This window comes from Streptomyces sp. NPDC002076 (assembly GCF_053593835.1).
In genome coordinates, this window is record NZ_JBSFDI010000026.1 from 87735 (window position 1) to 101267 (window position 13533).

14 protein-coding genes and 1 tRNA gene are annotated in these 13533 nt (G+C 72.4%); 12 read left to right on the forward strand and 3 right to left on the reverse strand.

All coding sequences use genetic code 11. The annotated features are described in order from the left end of the window. Positions 1 to 20: 20 nt before the first annotated feature. The gene (locus ACWCQS_RS38355; protein ID WP_451008772.1) at positions 21 to 1208 is read right to left on the reverse strand and encodes a thiolase family protein; all 1188 of its coding nucleotides are present in this window, start codon (positions 1206 to 1208) and stop codon (positions 21 to 23) included. A 153-nt stretch (positions 1209 to 1361) separates the two neighbouring features. On the opposite strand from ACWCQS_RS38355, the gene ACWCQS_RS38360 reads away from it, so the two are divergent. The 5 genes from ACWCQS_RS38360 to ACWCQS_RS38380 all read left to right on the forward strand — a co-directional run bounded on the left by ACWCQS_RS38360 (position 1362) and on the right by ACWCQS_RS38380 (position 4656). Then, on the forward strand, positions 1362 to 2171 hold the full coding sequence (locus ACWCQS_RS38360; protein WP_451008773.1) for an alpha/beta hydrolase: 810 nt from the start codon (positions 1362 to 1364) through the stop codon (positions 2169 to 2171). Between the two features lie 85 nt (positions 2172 to 2256). Continuing rightward, positions 2257 to 2748 carry a Dps family protein gene (locus ACWCQS_RS38365; protein WP_451008774.1) on the forward strand — a complete coding sequence of 164 codons (492 nt, stop codon included), beginning with the start codon at positions 2257 to 2259 and terminating at the stop codon, positions 2746 to 2748. A 30-nt stretch (positions 2749 to 2778) separates the two neighbouring features. Continuing rightward, on the forward strand, positions 2779 to 3123 hold the full coding sequence (locus ACWCQS_RS38370) for a DUF3140 domain-containing protein (RefSeq protein ID WP_451008775.1): 345 nt from the start codon (positions 2779 to 2781) through the stop codon (positions 3121 to 3123). 2 nt (positions 3124 to 3125) lie between these two features. Further along, complete coding sequence (locus tag ACWCQS_RS38375) at positions 3126 to 3773, forward strand: endonuclease (protein ID WP_451008776.1); 648 nt, start codon at positions 3126 to 3128, stop codon at positions 3771 to 3773. A gap of 79 nt (positions 3774 to 3852) precedes the next feature. Continuing rightward, positions 3853 to 4656, forward strand: coding sequence for an SAM-dependent methyltransferase (locus ACWCQS_RS38380; protein ID WP_451008777.1), 804 nt, complete (start codon positions 3853 to 3855; stop codon positions 4654 to 4656). A 26-nt stretch (positions 4657 to 4682) separates the two neighbouring features. Here the strand turns inward: ACWCQS_RS38380 and ACWCQS_RS38385 are convergent, their stop codons facing one another. Beyond that, positions 4683 to 5543 (reverse strand): Cof-type HAD-IIB family hydrolase, encoded by an 861-nt coding sequence (locus ACWCQS_RS38385; protein ID WP_451008778.1) that lies wholly within the window; start codon positions 5541 to 5543, stop codon positions 4683 to 4685. 194 nt (positions 5544 to 5737) lie between these two features. Here ACWCQS_RS38385 and ACWCQS_RS38390 point away from each other — a divergent pair, with 194 nt between their 5' ends. The 7 genes from ACWCQS_RS38390 (at position 5738) to ACWCQS_RS38420 (ending at position 13425) form a co-directional block, all read left to right on the forward strand. After that, positions 5738 to 6550 carry an SAM-dependent methyltransferase gene (locus ACWCQS_RS38390; RefSeq protein WP_451008808.1) on the forward strand — a complete coding sequence of 271 codons (813 nt, stop codon included), beginning with the start codon at positions 5738 to 5740 and terminating at the stop codon, positions 6548 to 6550. A 110-nt stretch (positions 6551 to 6660) separates the two neighbouring features. Beyond that, positions 6661 to 8064: a glutamine synthetase gene (locus tag ACWCQS_RS38395; protein WP_451008779.1), complete on the forward strand. Its 1404-nt coding sequence runs from the start codon at positions 6661 to 6663 to the stop codon at positions 8062 to 8064. Positions 8065 to 8066: 2 nt separating this feature from the next. After that, the gene (locus ACWCQS_RS38400) at positions 8067 to 9242 is read left to right on the forward strand and encodes an amidohydrolase family protein (protein ID WP_451008780.1); all 1176 of its coding nucleotides are present in this window, start codon (positions 8067 to 8069) and stop codon (positions 9240 to 9242) included. 16 nt (positions 9243 to 9258) lie between these two features. Next, complete coding sequence (locus tag ACWCQS_RS38405; RefSeq protein WP_388627198.1) at positions 9259 to 9786, forward strand: NUDIX hydrolase family protein; 528 nt, start codon at positions 9259 to 9261, stop codon at positions 9784 to 9786. A gap of 182 nt (positions 9787 to 9968) precedes the next feature. Beyond that, the gene (locus ACWCQS_RS38410) at positions 9969 to 10763 is read left to right on the forward strand and encodes a COG4705 family protein (RefSeq protein ID WP_451008781.1); all 795 of its coding nucleotides are present in this window, start codon (positions 9969 to 9971) and stop codon (positions 10761 to 10763) included. A 159-nt stretch (positions 10764 to 10922) separates the two neighbouring features. Then, a complete protein-coding gene (locus ACWCQS_RS38415; RefSeq protein WP_451008782.1) occupies positions 10923 to 12257 on the forward strand; it encodes a PP2C family protein-serine/threonine phosphatase in 1335 nt (444 codons plus the stop codon). A 124-nt stretch (positions 12258 to 12381) separates the two neighbouring features. Beyond that, the gene (locus tag ACWCQS_RS38420; RefSeq protein WP_451008783.1) at positions 12382 to 13425 is read left to right on the forward strand and encodes an MASE1 domain-containing protein; all 1044 of its coding nucleotides are present in this window, start codon (positions 12382 to 12384) and stop codon (positions 13423 to 13425) included. Positions 13426 to 13453: 28 nt separating this feature from the next. Here ACWCQS_RS38420 and ACWCQS_RS38425 read toward each other — a convergent pair. Further along, a tRNA-Pro gene (locus ACWCQS_RS38425) sits at positions 13454 to 13530 on the reverse strand. Positions 13531 to 13533: the final 3 nt, after the last annotated feature.

Genomic DNA, 13533 nt, shown 5'->3' on the forward strand with positions numbered 1-13533 from the left:
ATCCCCCCGTCGGAAAAGCGCTAGTGCCGCTCGACCAGCACCGCACTCCCCTGCCCCACGCCCACACACATGGTCGCGAGCCCCCGCGCGGCGCCCGTGCGGCGCATGCGGTGCAGGAGCGTCGTCAGGATGCGGGCGCCCGAGCAGCCGAGGGGATGGCCGAGGGCGATGGCTCCGCCGGTGGGGTTGACCAGGTCGGGGTCGATGCCCAGCTGGTCGACGCAGGCGAGCGCCTGGGCGGCGAACGCCTCGTTGAACTCGGCCTCCTGGAGGTCGGCGATGTCCCAGCCGGCCCGGGCCAGGACCTTGCGGGTGGCGGGGACCGGGCCGATGCCCATCACGTCGGGGTGGACGCCCGCGGAGGCGCCGGCGACATAGCGGCCGAGGGACTCCAGGCCCAGCTCGTTCAGTGCCTCCTCGCTGACCAGGAGCAGCCCGGCCGCGCCGTCGTTCATCGGCGACGCGTTGCCCGCGGTGACCGTGCCGCCCTGGCGGAAGACCGGCTTCAGCCTGGACAGCTTCTCCAGCGAGGTGTCCTCGCGGACGCACTCGTCCTGCTCGACCGTGATGCCGTCCGGCCGCTCCACGGACAGGAGTTCGTCGTCGAAGTGACCGTTCTTGCGGGCGGCGGATGCGAGTTGGTGGCTGCGCAGGGCGAACTCGTCCTGGCGGGCACGGGAGATGCCGTACCGCTCGGCGACCTCCTCGGCGGTCTCGCCCATGGACAGCAGGCCGTGCAGGTCCTTCATCGCCGGGTTGACCAGGCGCCAGCCGAGCCGGGTGTCGTAGGTCTCGATGCGCTGCGGCAGCGCCTCGTCGGGCCGGGGCAGCACGAAGGGGGCGCGGCTCATGGATTCGGAGCCGCCCGCGATCACGATGTCGGCCTCGCCGGCGGCGATGGTGCGGGCGGCGGCGGTGACCGCTTCGAGGCCGGAGGCGCACAGCCGGTTGACGGTGGCGCCGGGCACCGAGTCGGGCAGTCCGGCGAGCAGGGCGGCCATGCGGGCGACGTTGCGGTTGTCCTCGCCGGCCTGGTTGGCCGCGCCCCAGTAGACGTCGTCGATCCGGGCCGGGTCGAGGGCGGGCACCTCGGCCACCAGGTGGCGGATCACGGTCGCCGCCAGGTCGTCGGGCCGGACGGAGGACAGGGCTCCGCGCAGCTTGCCGATGGGGGTGCGGCGGGCGGCCGCGAAGTGGACGGGACGCACGGCTTCGACTCCTGACCTACGACCGATCGACGGCACTGTCGATCGGCGGACCACACGGGGACTTAATTAGCACTGCTAGTTTTGGACTATAGACCTCCGCCCGGCCCGCTGGGAAGATCCCCCCGGAGCTTCACCGACACACCCGGAGGAGACATGCACCACGTCCGCGAGCACATCCTCGACGGCACCCACGGCCCGGTCGCCGTACGCGAGTGGCCGCACCCGGCGCCCCGGTACCTGGCCCTGGTGGTGCACGGATACGGCGAGCACGCGGGCCGGTACGACGAGCTCGCGGCCGTGCTCACCGGGCACGGGGCGGCCGTGTACGGGCCCGATCACCAAGGCCATGGCAGGTCGGCCGGGGAGCGGGTGCTGATCGAGGACTTCGAGGACGTGGTCGGCGATGTGCACGCGGTGGCGGACCTCGCCCGGGCCGCACACCCCGGACTTCCGCTCGTCCTGGTCGGCCACTCCATGGGCGGGCTGATCGCGGCCCGCTACGCCCAGCGGTACGGCACCGAACTGAGCGCGCTGATCCTGTCCGGGCCGGTGATCGGCGCCTGGGAGCTGCCCGGGCGGCTGCTGGCCCTGCCGGAGATCCCGGACACCCCGGTGAGCCCGGCCGCGCTCTCCCGGGACCCGGCCGTCGGCGCCGCCTACGCCGCCGATCCGCTGGTGTGGCACGGGCCCATGAAGCGAGCGACGCTCGAGGCGTTCGCACGGACCCTGGAGACCGTCGACCGGGGCGGTGACATCGGCCCGCTGCCGCTCCTGTGGCTGCACGGGGACGACGACCGGCTGGTGCCGCTGCCCGGCAGCCGGATCGGCGTGGAGCGGCTGGCCGGCTCCGGGCTGACCGAGCGGGTCTTCGCCGGGGCGCGACACGAGGTGTTCCACGAGACCGACAAGAAGGCGGCCTTCGCCGAGGTGATCCGCTTCCTGGACCGGTCGCTGCCCCGCTGATCAGGCCTGTTTGCTCCCCCGAGCGCTGGGCACCCGCCCTTTCGGACACGACCCAACGCAAGCGACGAAAGGGGACGGACGCACCATGACGGTGATGAAGAGCACGCTGCCCGAGGAGGCGCTCGCCGTCACCGGGACCGCCCTGCAGAACACCCTGGTGGACCTGCTCGGACTCTCACTGATCGGGAAGCAGGCGCACTGGAACATCGTGGGCCCGCGGTTCCGGTCGATCCACCTCCAGCTCGACGAGGTGGTGGCGACGGCCCGCGCCCACTCCGACACGGTCGCCGAGCGCGCCGCGGCACTGGGCGTGCCCGCGGACGGCCGGCCCGAGACCGTCGCCGCGGCCTTCGCACTGCCCGGCACCAATGACGGCCGGCTGCGCGACACCGAGGTCGTGGAGCTGATGGTGGCGGCGCTCGAAGCGGCCGTCGGCCGGCTCCGTGAGCGGATCGCCGCCACGGCGGAGCCCGACCCGGTCACCCAGGACCTGCTGATCTCCGTCACCGCCGACCTGGAGAAGCAGCGCTGGATGTTCGAGGCCGAGAACCATCCGCGCGAGACCGCCTCCAGCTAGCACGACACCCCCGCACGGAAGGGGAGACCCATGGCCGACTCCCTCGAAATCGAAGCGCTGTGGGAGGACTTCCACCGCGTGGTGAACATGACCTCGGCGGAGCTCGCGGCCTGGCTGCGGGTCCGGGACGCCGACGAGGCGACCGAGCCGCTGCCCGATGAGGCGGGCACGGAGACCGGACAGCATGTCCTCGCCATCCTCCAGAAGCGCCGCACCGACCTCACCGACGACGACGTCCGCGTGATGCACAAGGTCGTCGACACGGTCGGAGACCTGGTGGACATGGCGGACGAGCCGGAGCCGGAGATGGCGCCGGAGGACACCCGCCGCCGGCACCGGCTGATGACACTGGGCCACGATCCGCTCAAGCCGTAGCCGTGAACCGCGACGAGAGGGTCCTGCACGAACTGCTGTCGGAGTACGGGCGGACCTACGCCGAGGAAGCGGGCATCAAGCTGAAGGACACCCCGCAGCCGCTGTACCGGCTGCTGGTGCTGGCCCTGCTGCTCAGCGCCCGGATCCGCGCCTCCGTCGCGGTGGCCGCCGCGCAGGCCCTGCACGAGGACCACCTGGACAGCCCGCGCCGCATGGCCGAGGCGGACTGGCAGCAGCGGGTGGACGCGCTCGGCCGCGGCGGCTACCGGCGCTACGACGAGCGCACCGCCACCCAACTCGGCGACGGCGCCGAGCTGTTGCTGGACCGCTGGTCCGGCGATCTGCGCCGGCTGCACGAGGAGGCGCACGGCGACACCGGGGAACTCAGGCGGCTGCTCCAGGAGGAGCCGGGGGTCGGTCCGGCCGGCGCCGACATCTTCCTGCGCGAGGCCCAGCGCGTATGGCCGGAAGTGGCGCCCTATCTGGACGACAAGGCACTCTCCGGGGCACAGCGGCTCGGCCTGCCGAAGGATCCGGACAAGCTCACCGAACTCGCCGGGAGGACCGAACCGGCCGTGCTGGCCGCCGCGTTGGTGCGGGCCGCACTCGACAAGGAGGTGGCCGAAGACTGTCTGCGCCGCGCATCATGATCGTGTCAGACTGCTGCTCGCATTCGATCGTGAGTGCATTCGATCGGGAGTGCATTCGGCGGGCGTGAAGGAGCAGCACGTGACGGGGACCGAGCCCGCGGCCGCACAGCGCATCGACACCACACGGCCGCATCCGGCCCGGGTGTACGACTGGTTCCTCGGCGGCAAGGACAACTACCCCGTCGACGAGCGGCTCGGCCGGCAGATCGCGGCGGTGGACGGCGGCGGCGCACCCCGGGCCGCGCGCGCCAACCGCGCGTTCATGCAGCGGGCCACGCGCGCGCTCGCCGAGGCCGGCATCCGCCAGTTCCTGGACATCGGCACCGGCATACCGACCGAGCCGAACCTGCACCAGATCGCCCAGTCGGTGGCGCCCGACGCCCGCGTGGTCTACGTCGACAACGACCCGATCGTGCTGGCCCACGCGGGCGCGCTGCTGCGCGGCACCCCCGAGGGCGTGACGGAGTATGTGCAGGCCGACGCCCGCGATCCGCGCGCCATCCTCGAACAGGCCGCCCACGTCCTGGACTTCGGCCGTCCGGTGGCCCTGTCCCTGATCGCGCTGCTGCACTTCGTCGCCGACGAGGACGGCGCGCACGAGGTGGTGTCGACGCTGGTCCAGGCGCTGGCGCCGGGCAGTTGCCTGGTGCTGTCCATGATGACGGCCGACTTCGAGCCGGAGAACGTCGAGAAGGGCGTCGCCGCGTACGCCGCCGGCGGGGTGACCCTGGTCGCACGTTCCCGGGACGAGGTGGCCGCCTTCTTCGAGGGACTCGACCTGCTGGAACCAGGTGTCGTCCCGGTCGACGGCTGGCGGCACGCACAGGCACCGGACGGCGCGGGCCCGGTCTCGCTGTACGGCGGAGTCGGCATCGTCCGCTGACCGGCACCGGCCGGGTACGCACACCGCTACACGGTGATCCCGAGCACGTGGGCGATGGTGCGCAGCACGCCGTTGTCGTTGTTGGACGGGGCGAGGTGGCGGGCTCGGCGGACGACCTCGGGGTGGGCGCCCGCCATGGCGAAGGACCACTCGGCGGCGTCGAGCATCTCCAGGTCGTTGAGGTAGTCGCCGAAGACCATGGTCTGCGCCGGTGTGATGCCGAGCGCCCGCTGCAGGCCGCGCAGCGCGGTGCCCTTGTTCGCGCTGCGGTTCATGACGTCAACCCAGTGCTCGCCGGAGACCACGACCTGGTGGGTCGTGGCGAACTCGGTGAGCGCCGGGGCGGTGGAGTGCTCGGCGGACCCGAAGTCGAACAGCGCGACCTTGATCACGTCGTCCTCGACGGCGGTGACGTCCTCGACGATCCGGTGCACCGCGTAGTACTTGCGGACCTCCGCCAGGAACGCCTCGTCGGTCCGCTCGACATACGCCGACCGCTTGCCGCACACCACGGCGCCGACGTCCTCGCCGTCCGCGACCAGCCGTCGTACCGTACGGGCCACCCCGGCGGCGACGGACTTCTGCATCGTGTCGGAGCTCAGCTCCACGCCGTCGCGGACCACATACGTGCCGTTCTCCGCGATGAACACCATCCCCTCGGCGACCGATGCGAACTGCCGGGCCAGCGTGGCGTACTGGCGGCCGCTCGCCGGGCTGAACAGCACACCCCGCCGGCGCAGCTCGGCGAGCATCGGCCACAGCCCGTCGGGGATCCGCTTGGCGTCGTCCAGCAGCGTGCCGTCCATGTCGGTGACGATCAGCCGGATGTCGGCGCGGCCGGCGGGCGGGCCGGGGTGGTCCAGGAGGGGCGTGGGCGTGGCGGGCATGTCCTGCTTCCGGTCGGGGACGGCGTACCGGTCCAGTCTTCCTCATGCGCCGAAACGTCCCGGAGCCGGTCCCCGATGCACCGAAACGTCCCTGACCCGCCCCGAACCGCCCACGGTGCGCGTTTCCCGGGACAGCGCGATCACCGGGCGGCACAATGACGGCGGAGAACCGAGAACCGGAGAAGGGCGGCGACGTGACCGAGGGCCACTCCCCGACGGCCGGGCCGGAGAGGCTGAACACCTCCGTGGCGCACAACGCCCGGGTGTGGAACTACTGGATCGGCGGCAAGGACAACTACGAGGTCGACCAGCGGGTCGGTGAGCACGTCGCCGGGATGTTCCCGGTGATCCGGGCGGTGGCCCGCGCGGACCGGGCGTTCCTGGCCCGGGCGGTGCGGTTCGTGACCGCCGAGCGCGGGATGCGGCAGTTCCTGGACATCGGCACCGGCCTGCCGACCGTCGAGAACACCCACGAGATCGCGCAGCGGATCGCCCCCGAGTCCCGGATCGTGTACGTCGACAACGACCCGATCGTGCTCGTGCACGCCCGCTCGCTGCTCACCAGCTCTCCCGAGGGCGTCACCGACTACATCGACGCCGATGTGCACGACCCGGAAGGCATCCTGCAGCGCGCCGCCGAGACCCTGGACCTGACCCGGCCGGTCGCGCTGATGATGCTGGGCATCCTGAATTTCGTCCTGGACACCGACCAGGCGCGGGACATCGTGCGGCGGCTCCTGGCGGCGCTGCCCTCGGGCAGCCATCTCGTCCTCACCCACCCGACGTACGACGCCGACGTGGGCGGCGAGGGCAACCGGGCTGCGATGGAGTTCTGGAACGCCAACGCCACCCCGCCGATCACCGCCCGCAGCCGCGAGGAGATCGCCGGTTTCCTCGACGGCCTGGAGCTGGTCGAGCCGGGTCTGGTGCCCTGCTCGCAGTGGCGCGCCGGGGCGGAATCCGCCGCCGCGGTGCCGCAGTTCGGCGCCGTTGCCGTGAAACCCTGACGCCGGCACGGGCAGGCGGACCCGCGCCGGCACGGACGGACCGGCGCCGAGGACCACATAGGGCCGAGGACGACATATGGCCGAGGACGACATATGGCCGAGGAGGACGTATGACCACGCTTGCCGACCCCGTGCCCGGCGGGCGCCCGGAGGATCTGCGCCGGGTCGCGGGGCTCACGGCCGACCTCGCCGCGCGGGGGGTACGCGGGATCGTGCTGGCCTATGTGGACACCGCGGGCATCTGCCGGGTGAAGACGGTCCCGACCGCGCGGCTGGAAGCGGCCGTGTCCTGGGGTGTCGGCATGTCCCCGGTGTTCGACACCTTCCTGGCCGACGACTCGATCGTCACCACCGACGTCCTCGGCTCCCCGGACGGTGACCTGCGCCTGTATCCGGACCTGGACCAGCTGGTGGAGCTGGCCGGGCAGCCCGGCTGGGCGTGGGCGCCGGTGGACCGGATCGCCCAGGAGGGAGAGCGGCACCCCGGCTGTGCCCGAACCTTTCTGCGCCGGATCGTGGCCGACGCCGCCGACCGGCACGGCCTCGCCTTCAAGGCGGCGATCGAGGTCGAGTGGGCGGTCGGGCTCGGCTCGGCACCGCCCGGGGAGTTCGTGCCGGCGGTGTCGGGACCGGCGTACGGCGCGATCCGGCAGGTCGAGCTGAGCGACTACACCGCCGATCTGCTGGCCGCGTTCGACGCCCAGGGCGTGCCCGTCGACCAGCTGCATCCCGAGTATGCCGCCGGGCAGTTCGAGGTCTCGGCGGGCGCGCTGGACCCGGTGGCGGCGGCCGACCGCAGCGTGCTGGTCCGGCAGACCATCCGGGCGGTCGCGCAGCGGCACGGCCTCAGGGTGTCGTTCTCGCCCGCGGTGTCCGCCGAGGGCGTCGGCAACGGCGGCCATGTCCACGTCTCCTGCTGGCGCGAGGGCGTGAACCTGCACGCGGGCGGGGAGCGCCGCTACGGCATGACGCCCGAGGCGGAGTCCTTCGCGGCCGGGATCCTGGCCCGCCTGCCCGCGCTGACGGCGGTGACCGCGCCGAGTCCCGCCAGCTACCTGCGGCTCAAACCGTCGCAGTGGGCCGGGGTGTTCACCGCCTGGGGCCGGGAGACCCGTGAGGCCGCGCTGCGGGTGATCACCGGCTCCGCGGGCCGCCGGGAACAGGAGGCGAACCTGGAGGTGAAACCGGTCGACCTGGCCGCCAACCCCTATCTCGCCCTCGGCTGTGTCATCGCCGCCGGCCTGGACGGGATCGACTCGTCCCTCGCCCTCCCGGAGGAGATCACCGGCGACCCGGCCCGTTACGGCCCGGACGAGGCGGCGGCTCTCGGGGTACGGCGGCTGCCGCAGTCGCTGCCGGAGGCCGTCGAGCGGTTCCGGGCCGACCAGGTGCTGCGGACCGCGCTGGGCCCGGTCCTCGCGGACGCGGTGACCGCCGTACGGCTCGGGGAGGCGGCGGCCGTCGAGGACCTGGACGACGCACGGGTGGCGGCGGCCTACCGCTGGGTGTACTGACCATGGCCACGCCGGGACCGGTCCACGAGGCCCTCGCCGAGCTGGAGCTGGTGGACCACCACTGCCACGGCGCCGTGACGGCCGGCCTCGCGCCCGAGGAGTTCGCCTCGCTGCTGACCGAGGGCGCGGCCTGGCCCGGCGTCTCGCCGTTCGACACACCGGCCGGCGTGGCCGTGCGCCGCCACTGCGCGCCCCTGCTGGACCTGCCCCGGCACGCGCCGCCGGCCGACTATGCGGCCCGCCGCGCGGAACTGGGCCCGCAGGAGGTCAACCGCCGCTTCCTGCAGGCCGCGGGAGCCGGGGTGTTCCTCGTGGACACCGGCTACGCCCCGCACCCGCTCACCTCGCCGGCCGAGCTGGCGGAGGCGTCCGGCGCCGCCGCGTTCGAGGTCGTACGCCTGGAGCAGGTGGCGGAGGCGGTGGCGGCGCGGGGCGTCGAGCCGGGCGAGTACGCGGCCCGCTTCCGTGCCGCCGCCGAGGACGCCGTACGCCGGCCGGGTGTGGTGGCGGTGAAGTCGGTGGCCGCCTACCGCACCGGCTTCGCCCTGGACCCGGCGCGCCCGGCGGACGCCGAGGTGACCGGGGCCGCCCGGCGCTGGCTCGCGGACGGCGGCCGGCTCACCGATCCCGTCCTGGTGCGGCATCTGCTGTGGACCGCCGTGGACCTCGGCCTGCCGCTGCAGCTGCACACCGGCTTCGGCGACGCCGACCTGCGGCTGCACCACGCCGACCCGGCGCTGCTGACCGACTGGCTGCGGCTGACGTCGGGCACGGTCCCGGTGCTGCTGCTGCACTGCTGGCCGTACCACCGCCAGGCCGCCTATCTGGCCGCGGTGTTCGAGCAGGTGTACCTGGACGTGGGCCTCGCCCTGCACCACACGGGCCCGGCCCGCTGCCGGGCGGTCCTGGAGGAGGCCCTGGAGATCACCCCGTTCCGCAAACTGCTGTACAGCTCCGACGCCTACGGGGTGGCCGAATTCCACCACCTCGGCGCCCTGTGTTTCCGGCAGGGGCTCGCCGATCTGCTGCAAGTCCGTGTCGACGCCGACGAGCTGAGTCTGCCCGACGCCCTGCGGATCGCGTCCTGGACCGGCCGCGACAACGCCCTGCGCCTGTACGGACCGCCCGTATCCGACCCGGCCCGCGATCCCAGCGGGCGCCCCACCCGGAAAGTATGATCAAGCAATGTCTGACATGACCGAGACGACGCCCGGCTGGCTGTCCACGGACGAGCTGGAAATGGCCAGGGCCCGGATGCCGATCCTTTACGTCGAGGCCGTGCCCGTGCGCGTGGACGACAGCGGCGAAGTGACCAGCATCGGACTGCTGCTGCGGATCGGCCCGGACGGGACGGTCAGCCGGACCCTGGTCTCCGGCCGCGTCCTGCACCACGAGCGGGTCCGCGACGCCCTGCTGCGCCACCTGGAGAAGGACCTCGGCCCGGTGGCCCTGCCCCGGGTCCCCGCCTCCCTGCAGCCCTTCACGGTCGCGGAGTACTTCCCGACCGCGGGCATCACGCCGTACCACGACCCACGCCAGCACGCGGTGTCCCTCGCCTACATCGTCCCGGTCAGCGGCGACTGCCGCCCCCGGCAGGACGCGCTGGACCTGGTCTGGTTCAGCCCGCAGGAGGCCGTCTCCCCGGCGGTGCAGAGCGAGATGCCGGGCGGGCACGGGGTGCTGCTGAAGCAGGCGCTCGCGCACGTGGGGCTGGCCTTGTGACGCCCACGGCCGCCTGACCTGCCTGTCTATCAGGCGGTCAGGCCGCCGACCAGGGGTTTCCCCGACGCGTTCAGGTTGCGTTCAGGCTCGCGGCGGCGCGTGGCAACAGCAGCACCAGAAGCCCCAAAACAATGGCAAAGGCATCTGGGGCAACGTCAGTTGGGCGTGCGAAAGTGCAGGCCATGAGCACAGAGCAGGTCCTGGACGACCGCCCCCGCGGGCACGCACGCGCGCGCATACGTGAGAGCGCGAACAAGGTGCCGGAGGTCACCGTCTACTTCTGGATCATCAAGGTCCTCACCACCGGCATGGGCGAGACCGCCTCCGACTTCCTGGGCCATACGCTGGGCCCGATCCCGGCGGTCGGCATCGGCGGTCTCGCGTTCGCGGCGTCGCTCATGCTCCAGTTCGCCGTCCGCCGGTACGTCGCCTGGATCTACTGGACGGCGATCGTCATGGTCAGCGTGTTCGGCACGATGGCCGCGGATGCGCTCCACGTCGTCCTCGGCGTCCCGTACACCCTGTCCACCCCGCTGTTCATGATCGCCCTGGCCGCCGTCTTCGCCCTCTGGTACGCCTCCGAGCGCACCCTGTCGATCCACTCCATCCATACCCGGCGCCGCGAGTTCTTCTACTGGGCGGCCGTCCTCGCCACGTTCGCGCTGGGCACCGCAGCGGGCGACCTCACCGCGACGATCGGCCTCGGCTACCTGGGCTCGGGCGTCCTGTTCGCCGCGGCGATCTGCGTTCCGGCCGTCGCCCACCGCGGTGGCCTGCTGGGCGCGGTGACCGCGTTCTGGACGGCGTACGTCATCACACGCCCGCTCGGCGCCTCCCTCGCCGACTGGATGGCCCTGCCCGGCAGGCGCGGCGGCCTGGACTGGGGACTCGGCCCGGTGACGCTGTCCTGGACGGTGGCCATTCTCGCGCTGGTCGGCTACCTCGCCGTGTCACGTCAGGACGTCCAGAACGCCTGAACCCGCCCAGCACCGTGAAGGGCCTCGCTCGGCAGCGCCGAGCGAGGCCCTCTACCTGCGGTGCGGGCCGCCGTCACACCCCCCGATCAGGGCGCCGATGCCACAATCGAAGGTGATGCCGTCGTCCCGCACGGACCAGGGTCGTGTCAGGAGGCCGGAATGGCGGGAGAGAAGGCAGGGAGACGGACCGGCCAGCCGTATGTCCCCGACCTGCACATGCGTCTACGGTCCGAGCTGGGCCGGATCGACGAGCAGTTGCGTGCCCTGCTGTCCGCCATGGACCGGCTGCAGGGCCTGCTGGACGCGGTGGTGGCCATCAGCCGTGAGGTGGAGCTGCCCGCGGTACTGCATCGCATCGTGACGACCGCGATGGAGCTGGTCGGCGCCCGCTACGGCGCCCTGGGCGTGCTCGACGAGTCCGGAGAACGCCTGGGGCAGTTCATCTCGGCCGGTCTGACCGAGCAGCAACGCGAGGCGCTGGCCGAGGCCGGACTGCCTCGTGGTCTGGGCGTCCTCGGGCACCTGATCCGCTACCCCGACCCCTTGCGGATCGACGACATCCAGGCCCATCCCTCCTCCGCCGGATTCCCGGCCGGCCACCCGCACATGCGCACCCTCCTCGGCGTCGCCATCAGCGTGCGCGGCGAGATCTACGGCGACCTCTACCTCTCCGAGCGAATCGACGGACAGCCCTTCGACGTGCACGACGAGAGCGTCGTCGTGGCCCTGGCCAGTGCGGCAGGCATCGCGATCGAGAACGTCCGCCTGTTCGAACGGATTCGCCTCGGAGCCGAGCAGTTCCAGCGGCTTCTGCTGCCCACCCTGCCCGACCTGCGGCCGTTCGCCGCCGCCGCGATCTACCGGCCCGCCGCCGAGCCCAGTCAGCTCGGCGGGGACTGGTACGACGCCATCCCCCTGCCCGACCACGTCGTGGCGGTCGTGATCGGCGACGTGGTCGGCCACGATCTGCAGGCCGCGGCCGCCATGGCCGCCACCCGCAACATGCTGCGCGCTCTCGTGTTCGACCAGAGCAGTCCGCCCGGCGCGGTCCTCGCCCAGCTCGACCGGACCCTGGAGATGGTCACGAACAACCGGGTCACGACCACCACCCTGGCCCGCATCCAACCGGAGGGATCCGGCTGGCGACTGAACTGGAGCACCGCAGGTCACGTTCCACCGCTGGTGGTCACCCGTGAGCGCCGAGTGACCTATCTGCTCGCCGAGCCCGGACTGCCCCTCGGTGTCGACACCGAGCAGCCCCGCCCGGACCACACCCGCCTCCTGCCCCCGGAGGCCACCGTCGTCTTCTACACCGACGGGCTGATCGAGCATCCCGGCCACTCCATCGACGAGAGTCTGAGCGAACTGGCGGGTCTCGCCTCGGTTCATGCCGACCTCCCCCTGCCGGAGTTCGTCCGGACACTGGCCGATCACCACCCCAGCGACGGTCACGACGACATGGCCATCCTCGCCCTGCGCACCCCGCCCGCCTGACCCCGCGGGTCACCGCACCCGTCGCCGCTTCCGAGCCGGTCGGCCCGCGTGGAGGATCCGGGGCATCCGGCGGATGATGGGTTCGGATGAGTGTTCGGGGCGATGTCGGAGCGGAGGCCGCCCAATGGCTGTCGCGCGGCATCCGGGGCTCCGGAGCAGTGGTCCGGTCGCCCTGGAGATCTGTGTCATCGCCGCGCTGTACTACGGTTCGGCCAGGCTGGGGCTGCTCCAGCAACTGGTGCGCGGCCAGGTCACCCCGCTGTGGCCGCCGAGCGGTATCGCGGTGGCGAGCCTGCTCCTGCGCGGCCCACGGGTCTGGCCCGGTATCGCACTCGGCGCCTTCCTGGTCAACATCTCGCTCGGGCCGTCGCTCCCGGCCGTGCTCGCCATCGCGGCGGGGAACACCCTCGCGCCCGTCTGCTCCTATCTGCTGCTCTGCCGTACGGGCTTCCGTGCGGAACTGGACCGTCTGCGGGACGCGCTCGCGCTGATCTTTCTCGGTGCGTTCACCGGGATGCTGGTCAGCGCCACGACGGGCAGCGGGACCCTGGCCCTCGCCGGGGTGCTGCGCCCCGGCGACTTCTGGCCGACGTGGTCGGTCTGGTGGACCGGCGACGCGATGGGCGTTCTGGTGGTCACGCCGCTCCTGCTCGTCCTCCGCTCGGCACACCGGCCGAGGAACGCGCGGCCGTCCCGGTGGGCCGAGACGCTGCTGCTCGTGGTGGCCACGGGCGTGGTGGGATTCCTCGTGACCAGTCACACGCCCCTGCTGTTCCTCGGGTTCCCGCTGCTGATCTGGGCGGCCTTCCGCTTCCAGCTGGCCGGGGCCGCGCCCTGCGCGCTGGCCGTGTCGACCTTCGCGATCATCGCCGGTGCCGAGAGATCGGGCCCGTTCGCCGGGCACGACCTGCTCACCAAGATGATCACCCTGCAGGCCTTCAACGGTTCGGCCGCGCTGACCGCGCTGCTGCTCGCGGCGGTCGTCAGCGAGCGCAACCAGAACCAGCGGGAGATCGCGTGGGCCGTCGGGCAGCTCGCCGCGCTGGCGGCCAAGATCGCCGCCGGCGGCCACCGCCCCACCCTCCCCCAGGCCGACGGCGAGAAGGCGAACGGCGAGAAGGCGGCCGAAGACGGGCGGACACGACAAAGGCCGTCTCCCCATCCCTGAGGAAACGGCCTCCGACCGGCATCAAAGCTGGTCGGGACGACAGGATTTGAACCTGCGACCCCTTGACCCCCAGTCAAGTGCGCTACCAAGCTGCGCCACGTCCCGGTG

Coding starts and splice junctions, on each gene's coding strand:
- ACWCQS_RS38360 (WP_451008773.1), top strand. CDS start 1,362: ATGCACCACGTCCGCGAGCACATCCTCGACGGCACCCACGGCCCGGTC.
- ACWCQS_RS38365 (WP_451008774.1), top strand. CDS start 2,257: ATGACGGTGATGAAGAGCACGCTGCCCGAGGAGGCGCTCGCCGTCACC.
- ACWCQS_RS38370 (WP_451008775.1), top strand. CDS start 2,779: ATGGCCGACTCCCTCGAAATCGAAGCGCTGTGGGAGGACTTCCACCGC.
- ACWCQS_RS38385 (WP_451008778.1), bottom strand. CDS start 5,543: ATGCCCGCCACGCCCACGCCCCTCCTGGACCACCCCGGCCCGCCCGCC.
- ACWCQS_RS38395 (WP_451008779.1), top strand. CDS start 6,661: ATGACCACGCTTGCCGACCCCGTGCCCGGCGGGCGCCCGGAGGATCTG.
- ACWCQS_RS38400 (WP_451008780.1), top strand. CDS start 8,067: ATGGCCACGCCGGGACCGGTCCACGAGGCCCTCGCCGAGCTGGAGCTG.
- ACWCQS_RS38405 (WP_388627198.1), top strand. CDS start 9,259: ATGACCGAGACGACGCCCGGCTGGCTGTCCACGGACGAGCTGGAAATG.
- ACWCQS_RS38410 (WP_451008781.1), top strand. CDS start 9,969: ATGAGCACAGAGCAGGTCCTGGACGACCGCCCCCGCGGGCACGCACGC.
- ACWCQS_RS38415 (WP_451008782.1), top strand. CDS start 10,923: ATGGCGGGAGAGAAGGCAGGGAGACGGACCGGCCAGCCGTATGTCCCC.
- ACWCQS_RS38420 (WP_451008783.1), top strand. CDS start 12,382: ATGGCTGTCGCGCGGCATCCGGGGCTCCGGAGCAGTGGTCCGGTCGCC.